The 16622-nt window shown below is 38.1% G+C and carries 16 protein-coding genes; all 16 read right to left on the bottom strand.

The window, feature by feature from the left end; translation table 11 throughout:
• Positions 1-3: 3 nt before the first annotated feature.
• Positions 4-642, bottom strand: coding sequence for a class I SAM-dependent methyltransferase (locus G7061_RS05540; protein WP_166119574.1), 639 nt, complete (start codon positions 640-642; stop codon positions 4-6).
• A 3-nt stretch (positions 643-645) separates the two neighbouring features.
• Positions 646-1728: an RNA polymerase sigma factor RpoD gene (gene rpoD / locus G7061_RS05535; protein ID WP_370456906.1), complete on the bottom strand. Its 1083-nt coding sequence runs from the start codon at positions 1726-1728 to the stop codon at positions 646-648.
• 295 nt (positions 1729-2023) lie between these two features.
• Complete coding sequence (gene dnaG, locus G7061_RS05530) at positions 2024-3778, bottom strand: DNA primase (protein WP_166119569.1); 1755 nt, start codon at positions 3776-3778, stop codon at positions 2024-2026.
• A 5-nt stretch (positions 3779-3783) separates the two neighbouring features.
• On the bottom strand, positions 3784-5160 hold the full coding sequence (locus G7061_RS05525; RefSeq protein WP_159641414.1) for a glycine--tRNA ligase: 1377 nt from the start codon (positions 5158-5160) through the stop codon (positions 3784-3786).
• Positions 5161-5178: 18 nt separating this feature from the next.
• Entirely contained in the window at positions 5179-5883 is a 705-nt protein-coding gene (gene recO / locus G7061_RS05520; protein WP_166119562.1) for a DNA repair protein RecO, read from the bottom strand.
• Positions 5876-6769, bottom strand: a complete 894-nt coding sequence (gene era, locus G7061_RS05515) for a GTPase Era (RefSeq protein ID WP_159636454.1) — start codon at positions 6767-6769, stop codon at positions 5876-5878. The genes recO and era overlap by 8 nt, the downstream gene beginning before the upstream one ends.
• Complete coding sequence (cdd, locus tag G7061_RS05510) at positions 6769-7164, bottom strand: cytidine deaminase (RefSeq protein ID WP_159641416.1); 396 nt, start codon at positions 7162-7164, stop codon at positions 6769-6771. Before cdd ends, era begins: the two co-directional genes overlap by 1 nt.
• Positions 7161-7529 (bottom strand): diacylglycerol kinase, encoded by a 369-nt coding sequence (locus tag G7061_RS05505; RefSeq protein ID WP_159636458.1) that lies wholly within the window; start codon positions 7527-7529, stop codon positions 7161-7163. The genes cdd and G7061_RS05505 overlap by 4 nt, the downstream gene beginning before the upstream one ends.
• Positions 7504-7947, bottom strand: coding sequence for an rRNA maturation RNase YbeY (gene ybeY / locus G7061_RS05500; RefSeq protein WP_159636459.1), 444 nt, complete (start codon positions 7945-7947; stop codon positions 7504-7506). Before ybeY ends, G7061_RS05505 begins: the two co-directional genes overlap by 26 nt.
• A 212-nt stretch (positions 7948-8159) precedes the next feature.
• Positions 8160-10787 (bottom strand): InlB B-repeat-containing protein, encoded by a 2628-nt coding sequence (locus G7061_RS05495; RefSeq protein ID WP_166119558.1) that lies wholly within the window; start codon positions 10785-10787, stop codon positions 8160-8162.
• A gap of 172 nt (positions 10788-10959) precedes the next feature.
• Positions 10960-11898, bottom strand: coding sequence for an IS30 family transposase (locus tag G7061_RS05490; RefSeq protein ID WP_166118291.1), 939 nt, complete (start codon positions 11896-11898; stop codon positions 10960-10962).
• Positions 11899-12004: 106 nt separating this feature from the next.
• The gene (gene phoU / locus G7061_RS05485) at positions 12005-12637 is read right to left on the bottom strand and encodes a phosphate signaling complex protein PhoU (protein WP_159641418.1); all 633 of its coding nucleotides are present in this window, start codon (positions 12635-12637) and stop codon (positions 12005-12007) included.
• 11 nt (positions 12638-12648) lie between these two features.
• A complete protein-coding gene (gene pstB / locus G7061_RS05480) occupies positions 12649-13401 on the bottom strand; it encodes a phosphate ABC transporter ATP-binding protein PstB (RefSeq protein WP_166083445.1) in 753 nt (250 codons plus the stop codon).
• Between the two features lies 1 nt (position 13402).
• Entirely contained in the window at positions 13403-14626 is a 1224-nt protein-coding gene (gene pstA / locus G7061_RS05475; protein WP_166119554.1) for a phosphate ABC transporter permease PstA, read from the bottom strand.
• The gene (gene pstC / locus G7061_RS05470) at positions 14623-15555 is read right to left on the bottom strand and encodes a phosphate ABC transporter permease subunit PstC (protein ID WP_159636469.1); all 933 of its coding nucleotides are present in this window, start codon (positions 15553-15555) and stop codon (positions 14623-14625) included. The genes pstA and pstC overlap by 4 nt, the downstream gene beginning before the upstream one ends.
• A 62-nt stretch (positions 15556-15617) precedes the next feature.
• A complete protein-coding gene (locus G7061_RS05465) occupies positions 15618-16526 on the bottom strand; it encodes a substrate-binding domain-containing protein (protein WP_159641420.1) in 909 nt (302 codons plus the stop codon).
• Between the last annotated feature and the right edge of the window lie 96 nt (positions 16527-16622).

The raw sequence follows: 16622 nt of genomic DNA, 5'->3' as shown, positions 1-16622 counted from the left end.
TTTCTATACAATTTTATTTAATAATTGAAACTCTTCTTCAAGTGTCGCATCATGTTGCTTGATGCGATCCAGATGTTCTTTACGTCCTATCAGATATTTTGTGTAGTCAGTATCCAGATTCTTCATAAGAATTGGACCAAGAGTCATCTCTTCATAACTTAGTTTGACGGCAATTCCGGACTTTTGGAGCTTCATCATAAAGACTGGGATATCGCGTTCCATTAGAAACGCTTCGTCGACAATCGTAAACCCCGATTGTGACACAATATCCCGAAACCATGCATTTTTAGTATTAGACTGTATCAAAATTACATCATTGTCTTTAAATTGGTATTCTTTGATAATTTCCCAAATAGTTTCCGCTCCCATACCAGCAGCGACATAACAATTTGCAAGCCCATTAAATGATTTAAGACCATCGCTTAAAACAAGCTCCGTCACATCTTCATAACCATGCTTCACGACGTTTTGACGTGCTGCATCCAAAGGCATCGGGGCAATATCAAGTCCATAGGCATAGTCACAAATGCCATCTTCAAGGCATTTGATCATTAGTAAACCATGATCGGTCCCAATATCTGCCATTCGAGCCCCTTTAGGAACCATATCTAATAGTCTTTGTAATCGTTGCGATAACTTCATAAATTATCGTTTGTCAACAAAGTCACGAAGACGTTTTGAACGTGTTGGATGTTTCAATTTACGAAGCGCTTTTGCCTCAATTTGACGAATCCGTTCGCGTGTAACATTAAATTCTTTACCAACTTCTTCAAGTGTACGAGTACGGCCATCTTCAAGACCAAAACGAAGACGTAGAACTTTTTCTTCACGTTCAGTAAGACCCTCTAAGACCATATTGATTTCTTCTTTTAAGAGTTGATTATTTGCATAGTCATCTGGTGACATCGCATCTTTATCCTCAATGAAATCACCAAGATGTGAATCATCTTCTTCACCAATTGGGGTTTCGAGTGATACCGGATCAAGTGCAATTTTTTGAATCTCGCGTACTTTATCAGGTGTCATATTTTCCATTTCAGCAGCAATTTCTTCTGCTGTTGGCTCGCGCCCTAATGTTTGAACTAATGAACGTTGAATACGTGTTAATTTATTGATAGTCTCGACCATATGAACTGGAATACGAATCGTACGTGCTTGGTCAGCGATCGCACGTGTGATTGCTTGGCGAATCCACCATGTTGCATATGTTGAGAACTTAAAGCCTTTAGTATAGTCAAATTTTTCAACAGCCTTAACAAGCCCCATGTTTCCTTCTTGAATTAAGTCAAGGAACAACATACCACGACCAACGTATTTTTTAGCAATTGATACGACGAGACGTAAGTTTGCTGAAATCAAAATACGGCGTGCTTCAAGCCCGTCATAATAGGTAGTTTCACAGTTTTCGATATAAGCAAGGTTTGCTTCATCATCAACAAAATGTTCTTTCAAGATTTCAAATATTTCTTCAATTTTAATCGTCGTTAATAATTCATCAAATTCTTCATCGGTTACATCTGGTGCATAGCGTTCGCGATAAATATTTATAATGAGAACCCGTGCTTCTTCCCCTTCTTGGAGTCGACGTGCAATTTCTGGCTCATCTTTCGCATCGAGTAAGTTAACGCGGCCTATCTCTTTGAGATACATTTTAACTGGATCATTAATACGAACCATGTTTGCACTTGTTAATTCATTTTCATAGGAGCTGAGGTCAACTTTGTTCATTGAATCGTCAAATGGCCCTTCGCCATCTTCACCATCTTCACCAAGATATTCTTCAGCAATTTCATCATCGTCTTCGATCATCTCTTCAGAAATTTCTGCTTCGCCGATTTCATCTACTAAACGAATATCGTTATCGCTAAACCATTGGAATAATTCCTCGTTATCTTCGTCACTTAGTGATAAATGACTTGTCGATTTTTCAACAACAGCATTCAGTAAGGCACCTTGCTTTTCATTTTCTTTAATAAAAAACTCTTTTACTTCATCAAGTGTTTTCATTTTTTTACGTGTCATACTAATTCTCTCCTCCTTGATTATTATTCTCTCTTTTTAATCGTATTGCAGCTTCAAGAAGCCTTTGTTGCTCATCAAGTTGAAGTTGCTTCCGTCCTTCATCTTTTAGCCCTCGAATCCCAAGGCGACTCAATTCAGTGCGAATTAGTGCTATGTTTTGTTCAAGACTGCGAACATCATAGTCACCAACAACATCACTCGAATCGATTTCTATTGCAAATTGTCTCATATTTTCTTGAATATCATGTGATAAAATATCAGCGATTTCAATTGCATCGTTTTTACGATACAAATCAAGAATAATTAATGCAAAATCAGTTGCGATATCATTGACCAAAAAACCAAGTTGGTCACGGTATTGGTATGCTGCTTCCTTCGACTCCAACATTTGCTTTAAGATAGCACGCTCAGGTATCAGTACTTTATAGTCTTTACTCTGAACAACTATGGGTGTCTGTCGATGGATTGGCGCTTGAACTTTTGCTTGTAATTGTTGATTTAAAACACTTACTTCAAAATTCGTCATATCTGCAATTTTCTTCGTGTAGTAACTTTGGGTCAATTCATCTTCGGTTCGTAAATGTTCGAGCATAAATTCTACGATACGTTTACGATTTTCAAAGGATTCAAGACCATAATTTCCGATTGCATAACTAATTAGAAAATCAAGCCAACCAAAGCGGTCTACCAGACCGCTTTTCACTTTTTCTGGACCGAGATTTCGTATCGCATCATCTGGATCCATACCTGTATCATTATACCATATTGACACTGTACATTGCGCGTCTCTTAACTTCTGTCCAATTGCAAATGTCGCTTCAAGACCGGCACGGTCCCCATCGAACGCTAACACGATGTCATTAGTTGCTTGTTTCAAGATTCTAATCTGCTGTGGAGTACAAGCTACCCCTAATAGGGACACGACATTTTCAACGCCTATGGTGCTAAATGAAATCGCATCTGTTACCCCTTCAGTAATGATTAAATATCCTTCTTTTCGCGCATATTCCTTCGCATTATGAAAGTTATAGACCATATTTCCCTTGGTGTACACTTCAGTTTCGGACGTATTGATGTATTTGACGGAATTCGAATCATGTAAGGCCCGGGCACTAAACCCAATTGCTTTCCCGTATGGATCGTGTAAAGGGAACATAATCCGATTATAAAAAACATCTCTGAAGCCATCGTCTGTCATTCGAATAAGGTCTGCTTTAATCAATAATTCATCATCAAACCCTTTAGCGGACAGATAATTATATATTTGATTATTACCAAGTGCTACACCAATGCCAAAGCGGTCAATCGTAGCTTGAGTATACCCTCTTTGTTGCAGCTTTTCGTGTGCTTCTTTACCATCTTTAGTTGATAATTGTAATGCAGTAAATTGTTGCGCCTCTTTGAGTGCTTCATAAATTTTTTCTTTTTCGGGGTCCTTGGGCACAACATTGACCGTTTGGTACTCCGAGACGTCTATGTTAAGGCGACTCGCGGCCCGTGTGACTGATTCAATAAAGGTAATATGTTCAAAATTCTCTATAAATGAAAATACGTTACCTGCCGCACCACATACAAAGCATTTATAAATTTGACGATCGGGTGAAACCGACATCGACGGATCGTGGTCATCATGAAAAGGACAAACTCCCCAATAGTTTTTGCCCTTTTTCGTCAGCGTCATATACTGTGAAATTGTATCAACGATATCGCTCTTTGAGCGAATATCGTTGATGAGTTCTTCTGGCATTCGCCGCATTTACATCACCCGTAAATTTCTTGTTTCATGATTGATTTAGCTTCATCAATCGTAACACGTTTTTGTTCCATTGAATCGCGGAAACGAATTGTAACTTGGTTATCTTCTAAAGAGTCAAAGTCAACAGTAATACAGTAAGGTGTTCCGACTGCATCCTGACGGCGGTAGCGTTTTCCGATGCTTCCAGTTTCATCATAATCACATGCGAAATCACCAATTAATTCGTGCATCACTTCAGTCGCTTTTTCGCCTAATTTTTTTGAAAGTGGCAATACTGTTACTTGAGTTGGTGCAACTTTAGGATGGAAATGCATAACAATACGTGTATCGTCATTTTCAAGTGTTTCTTCATCGTATGCTTCACACATAAGTGCAAGCATTAAGCGTTCCACTCCCAATGATGGCTCAACAGTATAAGGAATATATTTTTCGTTAGTTTCAGGATCATGATACTCCATGCTTACTTTTGAATGTTCTTGGTGTTGTTTAAGATCAAAGTCAGTTCTATCAGCAATACCCCAAAGTTCATCAAAGCCCCATGGATAGCGGTATTCGATATCTGAAGTTGCTACTGAGTAATGTGACAATTCTTCAGCATCATGCTCGCGAATTCGTAAATTATCACGATCAATACCAAGACTTACTAACCAATCCATTGCAAATTTTTGCCAGTGCTCATACCATTTAATGTCTTCACCAGGTTTAACAAAGAATTCAAGTTCCATTTGTTCAAACTCACGTGTACGGAAAATGAACTGCCCTGGTGTGATCTCATTTCTAAAAGATTTACCAATTTGAGCAATACCAAATGGTAATTTTTTACGCATTGAGCGTTGAACATTACGATAGTTTACAAACATTCCTTGTGCAGTTTCCGGACGCAAGTAGATAGCATTTGAACTGTCCTCGATAACTCCTTGAAATGTTTTAAACATTAAGTTAAATTGGCGAATCTTTGTGAAATCGTGTCCACCACATTTTGGACATGGAACTTTATGTGCTTCGATATAGTTTTCCATTTCTTCCAATGTCATAACTCCCGCATTAATTTCCACATCACTAAACTCTTCGATAAGTTTATCAGCACGGTGACGTGTATTACAAATACGACAATCCATGAGTGGATCATTAAATGTATCTAAGTGCCCACTTGCTTTCCAAACCTGCGGATTCATTAGAATCGCAGATTGGATTCCAACGTTGTAGGGATTACGTGAAACAAATGATTCCCACCATAATTTCTTTACATTTTCTTTGAGTTCAACTCCTAATGGTCCAAAGTCCCATGTATTTGCTAAACCACCATAAATTTCACTTCCTTGGAAAACAAATCCAGAAGTTCGTACATGGTTAACGACTGTTTCAAAATTTTTATTCTTCATAATATCACCTTTCAATATTTAAACATTCAACATGAGTTGCCAACTATTTAATGTCATATCAGAATGATATTCTAAATAGCGCACAAGTCTCTCTAATAGTGGCGTAGTATCAAATGAGTTGAGATATGCTTCAACATTTTGATTATCAAACAGACCTTTTAATGCAACCAATACCATTTTTGAATCTTTATGTGTCGACGGGCTGTGCTTAGCACACAGAAAACCACCGTACTCAATGGAGAATGTATTAATTCCCGTATTCCCACATCGGACACACGCATCGACATTGGGAGAAACTCCCTGGAGCCTAATTATTTCAGTGATAGCCAGAATTATTTGTGTCTGTGTCGCATCACTTCCCATAATTTTATCCATTCTCGCATAGAAAATGTCATGATGACTTGGATCATAGGTCCGAATGATTATCTCACAAATCAATGACATTTGCAGTAACCACTTGAAATTTTGTCGTAATTGGTGATGACTCTCTAAGAGTTCTCCCGTTCTGACTCGAATTAAACTGTTTTCTTTAAAGTTAAAACGATAGTTTACTTTCGAAAATTCTAACCCCAATCTTCCTTGTTTTGAAGTGGGTTTATAGTATCCTGGAACAACAAGTCTGATCAGACCGGACTTTTCCCCAAGAAAATGCACCATACAGTCAAATTCTCTATATGGTGTCGCACTTAATACAAAACCAATATCACTTGATTGGTTATTCATACTCAGTTTCGATATAACCTAATTGATTTAGCATTCGACTGCGGTTGCGCCAGTTTTTTTCAACACGAACAAATGTCTCTAAATAAACACTTTCACCGATAATTGTTTCTAATTCTTCACGGGCACGCAATCCAATTTCTTTAATCATTGACCCTTGTTTACCAATGATTATTCCTTTTTGAGACATTCGATCAACAAGAATTACCGCATTAATAAGTGTCGAATTCTTTTTCTTTACAATCCGTTCAATCGTTACAGCAACTGAATGAGGAATTTCTTCTTCAGTTAATTGCAAGATTTTTTCACGTATAATTTCTGCGTAAATAAATTGTTCAGGATAGGCACTTACTTGGTCTTTAGGGTAATACATAACCCCTTCTTCCGTATAATCAAGTGTTACTTCTAAGAGTTTGTCGACATTATTGTTTTCTTTCGCAGAAATCGGAATAATTTCAGTGAACCCAAACTCAGAAAATTGGTTGATTTTCGCAATCAAGTCATTTTCGCTCATCGCATCAACTTTGTTGATGATGAGGAATTTCGGAAGTTTAACCGTCGCTAATTTATCCATAACGAACTGATCACCTTTACCAAAAGGCTCTGTCCCATCAATGATATAGTAAATCACATCAACACCTTTAAAGTGAGCGTATGATGCACGATTCATACGTGACCCTAATTCATGCTTTGGTTTATGAATTCCGGGTGTATCAATAAATACAAGTTGATACTCCTCTTCTGTTAAAACCCCGATAATTGCATCGCGAGTCGTTTGCGCTTTCTCGGAAACAATTGCAATTTTTTGTTTTACGAGTTGATTAATTAATGTGGATTTCCCTGCATTAGGTCGTCCAATAATAGATATAAATCCTGATTTAAAACTCACTATTTAAGGTCCTTCTTTCCAAACATCATTGGCAATAAATTCTGCATATTCGTTGTCTGTGTTTCTTTGCGATTCGATAGATAGATTGGCGTATCTTCATGAAGAAGTTCCGAAAGTACTTGACGACAAATCCCGCATGGTCCTGCAAGAATATCGCCATCTGTTACAATCGCAATCCCTACAATATCATCCGCACGATAACCGTGTGAGTAGCATGCAAATACGGCAGATCGCTCACCACAGTTAGTTGCTCCATACGAAGCATTTTCAATATTTGCGCCAATGAATGTTTGTCCATCACGTGTACGTATGCATGACCCAACATGGTAGTTGGAATATGGTGCATATGCATTTTCCATTGCACCAAATGCTAATTCAATCAATTCTTCTTTCATAAGATTCTCCCCGCCAGAATAACACTGGCCACTATAATTGCGTATATCGCTGCTAGAAGCACTGCCGCCGCTGCAATATCTTTTATTTCTTTTACATGTAAATTGTAACTTTGAATGAGTAAGTCACATAAATCTTCCACTGCAGAATTTAAAAATTCTGTGATTAAGACAATGAAAATCGCACTGATCACAAACAACCACTCTACTGTACTTATATCAAGTAGTGCAAAAACAATGACTGTAATTACACCAAGAACAACTTGAAGCAGTATGCTTCGATCGTATAAAAGTCCAGCTTTTATTCCAGCGAATGCTGCACCGAATTTTGATGCCCCGCGCTTAATCGTTTTTTGGAGCGATGTCATTGAGTATCTCCTTTTGAAGCCCAAACATTTCTTTCTCTTCCTCAGGAGTATGGTGGTCATATCCCAGCAAATGAAGATAGCCATGTGCGACTAAAAAACAGAACTCTCTTTTGAGTGTGTGTTCATAGTCTTTTGCTTGGCGTCGAATTGCATCAACACTAATGATAATATCTCCCATTTGGAAAATTCCGTCTTCAGTTTCTCCATCTTCAAAACTAAGTACATCGGTTGGTCTATCAATATCACGGAAATCCTTGTTGTATGTATGAATCTCAGGATCGTCAACCAACACGACGTTGACACTTACGTGCTCTTGGTTACCTGTTAAGCGTAACGTTTCTTTCAGAATTGGTTTCAAATATTTCTGATAGGCACGCCATGACGCTTCCGAACTGTTATTAATATAGTTAATTTGCATAATTATCACATCCTAATCTATTATATCACAGGCTAAAACACATTGAAACAAGATAACCTCCACTTAGAATGCCTGTTTTTCACTCTGAGATGTTATCTTTCACAATTGTTTTTAGTATGTTCATTATATAAAAAACCAGTAGCAAATGCTACTGGTTAAGTGGTTTAATTGTTGACCTGCATTTCAGCATAACACAGATATCTCCACATTTCTTATAATTTGCGATTTTGCTGTTTACGACGGATCAAGCCTGTATGTAAAATTAACACACTTAATCCACCTACCAATAACATCATACCACCATTTCGTTGTGATACTCCCGTTTGTGGTAAGGTTACCGGTTGTCCTGTTTCCGGTGTTGTTGTTTCCGGTCCGATCGGTTTTACCGGATTAACAGGTACTGTCGGATCAACTGGATCGATAGGCTCAGCAACTTTGTCCCACTTAGCGTATAATGTAATATTTTCGGTCACAGCATGCGATGAAAACTCCCACCGATTATTGAGTGTCGCATCTTGATACCAACCACCGAACACAAATCCTTTTCGGATTGGTGCGACAGGTTCTTCGACAAAAGCACCCTTTTCGATATCAATGTATGATGCTACTGCTGTACCACCTTGTGAATCAAAATGAACGGTGAACGTCTCAGTCATCACCTTTTCCCATGACGCATACAATGTTGTATCCGCATTGATACGATGTTCCACAAAATTCCATGGCGTAGTCAATTCGGGATTAACAAACCAACCTTTAAACACATATCCTTCTCTGGTTGGATTTAACGGAGAAGCAATTAACGATCCCGCTTGAATATCCTTAAGCGACGTTATTTTAGATCCGCCATTGCTTTCAAATGTGACAATATACATTCTAATTTTTTCAAATTTTCCATAAAGTTCATGGTGTGTTTCGGGTTGCGCTTCACCTTCAAAATTCCAAAGTGAATCGGAACCATCAAACCATCCTATGAAGCGGAATCCTGATGCAGTTGGCATTAATGGTGTTTGTGTCTTTTCTCCTACAACAGAATGAATATACTGGAACGATTCGAAGTTATCCGCAATATCATTATCATCGAGAAATTCAAAGTATGTAAATCCACTGTATGGGTAGTAGACATCGTCATTATTTAATGCATTGGAGTATGCACTCATAAATGAGTTTCGACCAGTACTTGGCGTCACATCTTTGAAGTTCGACGTATAATAGGCGCTTAAACCTGATGTCCCTTCTTTGTACTGCCAATATGTTGGTGCTTGAGACACATTGTTTTCGAACTGGACATTTTCCAATCTTAGCAGTGAGGGATAGTTTTCGATATCTGCATAATAAATAGCACCACCATCACCACCCTCATTGTATCCAGAATCTTCGTGATGTCCCAAAACTGTACTGTTAGCAATACGACTATTCTTAATGATATACAAATCGTCTGATGTCATGTCATTGTTGTTATTAAAGTTTAATGTACCACCAGTATAGTCTGCAGTGTTACCATCAAATTCCACATTATCTATCCGGACTTGGGTCGTTGCTCCATGTTCATTGTCCAGGTAGAATGCACCACCAGTTGTGGCTTCATTATTTGCAAATTGACTGTTTGTGATTGCAACACGACTAGAATTTCTGAGTTGCGTTATCGAAATAGCACCTCCATCACTCAATTCACCTACTGATTCACCTGTCTCTGGATTATAGACGATGCGCGACGCTTTGTTATTTGTGAAGCTTGAATTATCAATCGTCAGTGCGCCACCATCTGAATCGATATCTGCATAAATAGCACCACCACCTCGGTTTGAAGTATTACTTTCAAAATTACTGTTTAATATTTGCACATTCGCGGCGCCCTCTAAATCAAACGAAATGGCACCGCCTTTATATCCGTGATGGATATTATTCTCAAAGCGCGAATCGTCAATCGTTAAATTTGAATTTGAAGATCCAGAATAGGCAATCCCTGCGGATCGACCATGACTTAAATTATCCAAAAACGAAACACGCTCAAATGTGTAATTACCATTGTTATTGAAAACTTGCAACGGTTCACCATCTTGATTCGCTGTTACATTCTTTGAGAATACAACATCGGACACCGTGACATCTGTTTTTACCGTGTCAAGAATTACAATTCCTGATCCTTTTCCATCCGTCCATGCTTTAAATGTATTGCCATCAAAAAGTGCATTCTCCAAACGGAAAGAGCCACCATTTCCAGCTACTTTAATAAAACCGTCATACCAATCCGTCTTCAAAACATTATTACGCACAACAAGTCCCGACAGAACGTGATTATTATTTTTAACATTATAGGTTATTCCACCTTTTGTAGCTGAGTTATCTCCCGACAACACAATATTATTAAAATGAATGGAGGAATGATTTGTTCCCATTACTTCCACATGTCGATGGTTGGACGTACTTAATAAAGTAACTGCAGCATCCCCACTGGATTTGAAGGAGATATCCGAAAGTGAACCAGTATTGATTTTCAAGCTCTGGTCTAAAGTGATAACCGCCCCTTCTTGAATTGTGATAGTATCACCATTTTGGGCAATAGCGAGTGCATCAACCAATTGCGTATAGGTGGAAACGATAGTCTCAGGATCATCAGCTAAAACCACTACTTCTTGTTGTTCCATTAATGCGGGTTCATTTGTGTTTCCATCTGCAATCAACGCTTCTGATTCATAGTTTTCAAGAGTTGATGCATCAACAACATCCTCCATTTCACGATTTTTAAGATTTACATTGCCTATTTCTTCTGCATGCATAGGTACTGTAAAACTGTTCATAACTAAAAAAACTGCAAGTAAACTTGCTGTATACTTTTTCATAATTACCCCCCTAGATAATAAGAATATGTTAACGCTTCTATATGAAACACACAAATCATAAATTAATAGACTTGTTCAAAATATAATTATCTCTTAATATTCGTGAATTTATAATTGAGTCTTTCTCGGCCCACCTAGTAAAAAAAAACTACCGAATGGTAGTTTTCTTTTATCAAATCTCAACCGCACCACTATTCATTTTTAAAAATTCTATCTCATAAGCAGTTTTAAAGTCAAATATTTTACGCGGCATTGAGTTGATTTTAAAGGCAATGTCATCTAGATATTGTTGTCCAATGCTGTAAAGTGACTTTCCTTTCGGTATAAATCTTCTAACTATCGCATTGGCTCGTTCATTGGAACCACGCTGAAAAGAACAGTAAGGATCGCATTTATAAAGTTTGACACCGAGTCGTTTTGCAGTAATTCCCATTGTGTTAAATTCTAATCCATTATCAACGGTTATTGATTTCGTTACTATTTTGTTTTCTTCTATAAATTTTCTAATTAATGAGGATGTGTAATAGTCTAATCGATACTCAGCCTTTATCAGCCAATTCATTCTGGAACATCGATCTACGATTGATATTATTGCTGCACTTTCATTTTTCTTTCCGATTATTGAGTCAATTTCAAGGTGACCGATTTCATCTCGGGCCTCTATATAATTGGGTCTCAGACTAATTGGTAGCACAGTTCGATTTTCCAAATTCCATTGAAAGTGGTTCATCATTCCACTCATTCGCTTCTTTCGTCTACGTCTTTTGTAACACATCCTAAGAGGGTCAATCGTAAGTTTTCCTTGGTTGATCCAGTTATACACTTGTTGAACGGATACACAGGGTTTATGAGGATGATACCTTCTATAGTTGTTGAGGCAGACATCGATAGAACGGACTTTCGGATCATAACGAGAATTGAGGTAATCGATTAAGTGGTTATATTTATGTTGAATATCTATTTTTCTTTTCTTATAATGATTGCTTTTATACCTCGAAACAGTTGAATGCGAAATATTCAGTTCGCGTCCAACTTGTCGCATCGAATATCCTACACTCAATAAAATATCGATTTGGTCTTTTATTTTTCTATTTAATTGCTTATACTTCATATGGGAGCTCCTTTTAGTCGGGTGGGCTCCTTTTATTATACAAAAACAACCGCACCTTGGTGGTGCGGTTGAGATTTGAATTTAGGAAACTACCGAATGGTAGTTTTTATCCAAAATCAACGTGTTGACCTTTGGCGATATAGATTATCTGCTCACAGATATTCTTAGCATGGTCACCGGCACGTTCAATATTTCTTAGAATTCCTGTCGTCTCAATTGGAAAGCGACCTTCTTTTTCCGCAATATCAACGAATTTCATCATAACTTTTGCGAATGCTTCGTCAAGGTTATCATCTAACTCTGCAGCTGCATACGCTTGTTTTACATTAAGTGCCTTCAAGGCTTCAATAACACTATCGAAATTTTCAAGGAAAATATTTCCTAATTCTGTAATTTCTTCATTAAGAAATTCTTTATCAACATTGCTTTTAATCACAAATCGACCTATATTTTTCGCATAATCACCGATGCGTTCAAGATCAGTCGCAATTTTAATACCCCCTACAAGCAAGCGTAGATCGCGTGCGACCGGTTGCATTAACGATAATGTTTGGATTGCTGAGTCATTGATGCTTTCGTCGTAGTAGTTGACTTGATCATCACGCTCAATAACATGTAATGCAAGTTCTTTATCATGTGTATTTAGAGCTTCTATGGCTTGTGACATTGATTTACGGACGCGTGATGCCATTTCTAGCAATTCGCTTTCGAAATCAATCATTTTGTCTTCAATTCTCATTGTGGACCTCCCTATCCGAATCGACCTGTAATATAGTCTTCCGTACGTTTATCCTTAGGCGTATGGAATAATTTCTTCGTTTCATCATACTCTACAATTTCCCCTAACAAGAAGAATGCTGTCATATCACTAATACGCGCCGCTTGTTGCATTGAGTGCGTAACGATGACAATGGTAAAGTCTTTCTTTAATTCTACTATAAGTTCTTCGATTTTTGCAGTAGCAATTGGATCTAATGCTGATGTAGGCTCATCCATCAAAATAACTTCAGGTTTGAGAGCAATCGCACGAGCAATACAAAGACGCTGTTGTTGACCACCAGATAAACGAAGTGCTGATTGATTTAAACGATCTTTAACTTCATCGTAAAGTGCCGCTTTTTGCAAGGATTCCTTAACAACTTCGTCAAGAATTTTACGATCTTTAATCCCTTGAACCCGTAAGCCGTATGCGACATTATCATAGATACTCATTGGGAACGGGTTTGGATGTTGGAAAACCATCCCAACCTTTGTTCGCAATTCAACAACATCTGTTTTGGGCGCATAAATGTTAACCCCATCAAATTCGATGACCCCTTCAATGCGCGCATTGGGAATTAGATCGTTCATACGGTTAAATGTACGTAGGAACGTTGATTTCCCACAACCTGATGGTCCAATAAATGCGGTTACCTTTTGTTTTTTGATATCAATACTTAGACTCTTGAGGGCTTGATTATCGCCATAAAACAAATCAAGGTCTGTTACGTGAAAACTATTCATCTTAAGCTCCTAACTTCTTATTGAGTCGACGACTCATAAGTTTTACTGATAAATTTAAAACGAGTACTAAAGCAAGAATAATAATAGAGATGGCACTTGCTAATTCAAAATTCGGTTGTTCGTGACTCATTACGGACCAAATGTGGACTGCTAGGGTCGTAGCACCTTCACCCACGCGTGGTGCATCATTAATAAATGTACCCATGGTATAAATAAGTGCGGCGGATTCTCCAATAATACGACTTACAGCAAGTAAAATTGCCGAAAGAATTCCAGGCAGTGCCGATGGCAAAATAACTCTAAAGATCGTTTGCGTTTGGCTTGCGCCTAGGGATAGTGAAGCAGAGCGATAATCTCGCGGTACAACTATGAGCGATTCTTGAACCGATCGAATAATGACCGGCAAAAGCATTACAGACATCGTCATACCACCAAGTAGGATACTTAAACCATTAATATTAAAAAATGCAGTAATCGGGTACAAGACAACAATTCCCATTAACCCAAAAATGATACTTGGAACACCTGCTAGCATTTCAATACAACGTTCAATAAAACTGTTGAATTTTGAAGGCTGGGCAATTTCCGTCAAATAGATTGCTGCAAAAATTCCAATTGGAAGTGCAAAAAGCAATGAAATACCAATGAGCATTAAGGTTGCGATGAGTGATCCCCAAATTCCGCCACCTGGTGTTTTATAGTATAGCGATGTAAGCGTCTCAGTAGAATCAAGTTTCATAACCATCGATTCAGCTTTATCCGCAAAGGTTGTTCCCATTAGAATTGTGGTTCCTGTTGCGTTAATACCTTCAATCTTTTCGATTTGATCACCAATGGACACTGTTAGACTCTCACCATAACTCGGACCTTTGGTTGCGTTGACCGATTGATTAAACACAGAATCATCATCGATGTATGATACGCGAATCAGGCGTTGTTTTTCATGATTGATCTCATTCGTAAAACCAATACCATATTTCGTACTATAAACGACATCGTCACCCAAATGATCGGGTTTTATAAATGTTTGTTGTGTTTGGTTTGTCCATTCTACAAGGTAGTTTTGTGACCAATAATCATTCCGTAACATTTCCATGCTCAGCGTATCTTTACCAGTTGCAATAACAAAGGCAAAGATTGCAATAAGAATTAAGAATGTTGCAGATGATGCAAGATAAGTAAAGAAATTAGCAATACCATCTTTAATTTTACGTGATTGTGTCATTGTCCTTCTGCCCCCACTTTCTTCTTAACGATATGAATGATGAGGTTTGACAGAAGAATCGTAACCATTAGCACAATTCCGACTGAAAAGCGAATATCATAATCAACACCCGTCGTTTCTTTTAAACCTGAGAGCATAGTTGATGTTAGTGTACGTGTAATATCAAATGGATTCCATGTTGGTCCCATGGCTTTATTACCCGCAACCATAGATACCGCTGTCGCCTCTCCAAATGCGCGCGCTAGTCCTAAAATGAGACCTGCAAAAATACCGGATTTAGCGCTTGTAAGAACTACTTTAAAGTTTGTTTGTGTTTTAGAAGCGCCAAGTGCAAGCGAACCTAATTCAAGTTCCGGTTTAACAGCTTTAATTGCAACTATTGAAAGAGATGTCATTGTTGGGATAACCATAATCGCTAGCAAAATAACAACAGCAAGCATTGAGCGACCACCAAATGTTGAATATCCGAACACTTGCGCGACATTGTCAACCCAAGAAACGATAACCCCGGACGCGAAAACCCCGTAAACTACCGACGGAATTGCGGCTAATAGCTCAATAACAGTTGTTAGAATCGATCCCAATGCTTTGGGAGCAATTTTTACAATAAAGAGCGCTGTTAAGACTGATACTGGGAATGCTATCAGCATCGCAAAGAATGCTGTTATGAGCGTATTGATAACGATAAACAAGACACCATAGATTTGTTTATCATTACGCCATGTAAAGCCTGATATAAATGACCAAAAATTAACCTGTGAATCGCCGTAAGTTGGCAAGAACACAGAAATCCCTTTTTGGAAAATAAAGATGAAAATAAAAACAATCATCGATGCAGCTAAAATTCCTGCAATTTTAAATAATGAACGGAATATCAAATCGATTATCTTTTTTCGTTTTTGATATGATTCGGACCACTGAGTATTCATAATCTAACCCTTCTTTTCTTTTACATTTCAATTACTGACAAAAAGCTTAGCGATTGCTAAGCTTACTTAATGTCTGCCCATGTTTTAGCGTTTCCACTAAAAATTTCCACGAGCTGAGCTGCTGTAAGATCTTTGATTGCGTCGTTCTTTACTGGAACAACAACAACGACTGCATCTTTTGCATATTCTCCAGACATTAAGCCTGATGCTACTGTTTCTTCGGATTTAAATGCACGGGATGCGAAACCAATATCGATTGCGTTTGCACCGTCTTTTTCACCGCCGAGTGTACGTTTGAAGCCATCTCCTGAACCTGTATGGTTTGGCTCAAATTTGAAATTACCTGCCATCGGAATGAATGATTGAACTGCAGCAGTGATTGTTTTATCAACTGATGTTGATCCCCCTGTTTTAAGAGTGATGCCACTGTTATCTTGATCAACAATTGGATGGTTTGCTTTGAGTTCAGACCAAGGTTTTCCAGCTCCGACATCAACAATTCCACCAGCTGCAAGCACGACTTGTCGTCCTTCTGTTGAATTTACAAGGTAGTCAAGGAATGCAGCAACAAGTTGCTCTTTCTCTTGTGAACCAAAATCACCAGCAGCACGTGTTACAAAACTAAATGGACGTGCTAACTTATAAGTTCCGTTGTTAACCGTTTCAACAGTTGGATTAACGCCTTCATATGAAACCGGTGTTAATTCATTGGCTTCAAAGTCAGTTGTTAATGAAACATAACCAATTCCGGCTGGACTAGAACTTACTTGTTTCGCCATATCTCCATTTGAAGTTGTTTCAGCACTATTGCTTGTAAGTGATTCAAGTCCAATAATACTTTCAAAGGCTTCTCGAGTTCCTGATGATCCATCACGAGTATAAACTTTAATTGATTCTGATGATTTTGAGCCTTGTGCTCCACATCCTACTAATACTAATAAAGCTAATGCACTAACTAATAGCTTTTTCATGGTGTCCTCCTGCAGTATCAACCTGCTACGTGTATATTACCCCCTATTCATGAAAATAAAGTTGTCGTTTTGTTAATTGTGCGTTAATTAATACGA

This window comes from Erysipelothrix sp. HDW6B (genome assembly GCF_011301115.1).
Lineage (GTDB): Bacteria > Bacillota_I > Bacilli_A > Erysipelotrichales > Erysipelotrichaceae > Erysipelothrix > Erysipelothrix anatis.
The sequence above is the reverse complement of the archived record's forward strand: the minus strand, read 5'-3'. Positions and strand labels throughout refer to the sequence as shown.

What these genes read in the sequence shown, in the direction of transcription:
- G7061_RS05540 (WP_166119574.1), bottom strand. Translation starts at nt 642, where the DNA reads ATGAAGTTATCGCAACGATTACAAAGACTATTAGATATGGTTCCTAAA.
- rpoD (WP_370456906.1), bottom strand. Translation starts at nt 1,728, where the DNA reads ATGAACAAAGTTGACCTCAGCTCCTATGAAAATGAATTAACAAGTGCA.
- dnaG (WP_166119569.1), bottom strand. Translation starts at nt 3,778, where the DNA reads ATGCGGCGAATGCCAGAAGAACTCATCAACGATATTCGCTCAAAGAGC.
- G7061_RS05525 (WP_159641414.1), bottom strand. Translation starts at nt 5,160, where the DNA reads ATGAAGAATAAAAATTTTGAAACAGTCGTTAACCATGTACGAACTTCT.
- recO (WP_166119562.1), bottom strand. Translation starts at nt 5,883, where the DNA reads ATGAATAACCAATCAAGTGATATTGGTTTTGTATTAAGTGCGACACCA.
- cdd (WP_159641416.1), bottom strand. Translation starts at nt 7,164, where the DNA reads ATGAAAGAAGAATTGATTGAATTAGCATTTGGTGCAATGGAAAATGCA.
- G7061_RS05505 (WP_159636458.1), bottom strand. Translation starts at nt 7,529, where the DNA reads ATGACATCGCTCCAAAAAACGATTAAGCGCGGGGCATCAAAATTCGGT.
- ybeY (WP_159636459.1), bottom strand. Translation starts at nt 7,947, where the DNA reads ATGCAAATTAACTATATTAATAACAGTTCGGAAGCGTCATGGCGTGCC.
- G7061_RS05495 (WP_166119558.1), bottom strand. Translation starts at nt 10,787, where the DNA reads ATGAAAAAGTATACAGCAAGTTTACTTGCAGTTTTTTTAGTTATGAAC.
- G7061_RS05490 (WP_166118291.1), bottom strand. Translation starts at nt 11,898, where the DNA reads ATGAAGTATAAGCAATTAAATAGAAAAATAAAAGACCAAATCGATATT.
- phoU (WP_159641418.1), bottom strand. Translation starts at nt 12,637, where the DNA reads ATGAGAATTGAAGACAAAATGATTGATTTCGAAAGCGAATTGCTAGAA.
- pstB (WP_166083445.1), bottom strand. Translation starts at nt 13,401, where the DNA reads ATGAATAGTTTTCACGTAACAGACCTTGATTTGTTTTATGGCGATAAT.
- pstA (WP_166119554.1), bottom strand. Translation starts at nt 14,626, where the DNA reads ATGACACAATCACGTAAAATTAAAGATGGTATTGCTAATTTCTTTACT.
- pstC (WP_159636469.1), bottom strand. Translation starts at nt 15,555, where the DNA reads ATGAATACTCAGTGGTCCGAATCATATCAAAAACGAAAAAAGATAATC.
- G7061_RS05465 (WP_159641420.1), bottom strand. Translation starts at nt 16,526, where the DNA reads ATGAAAAAGCTATTAGTTAGTGCATTAGCTTTATTAGTATTAGTAGGA.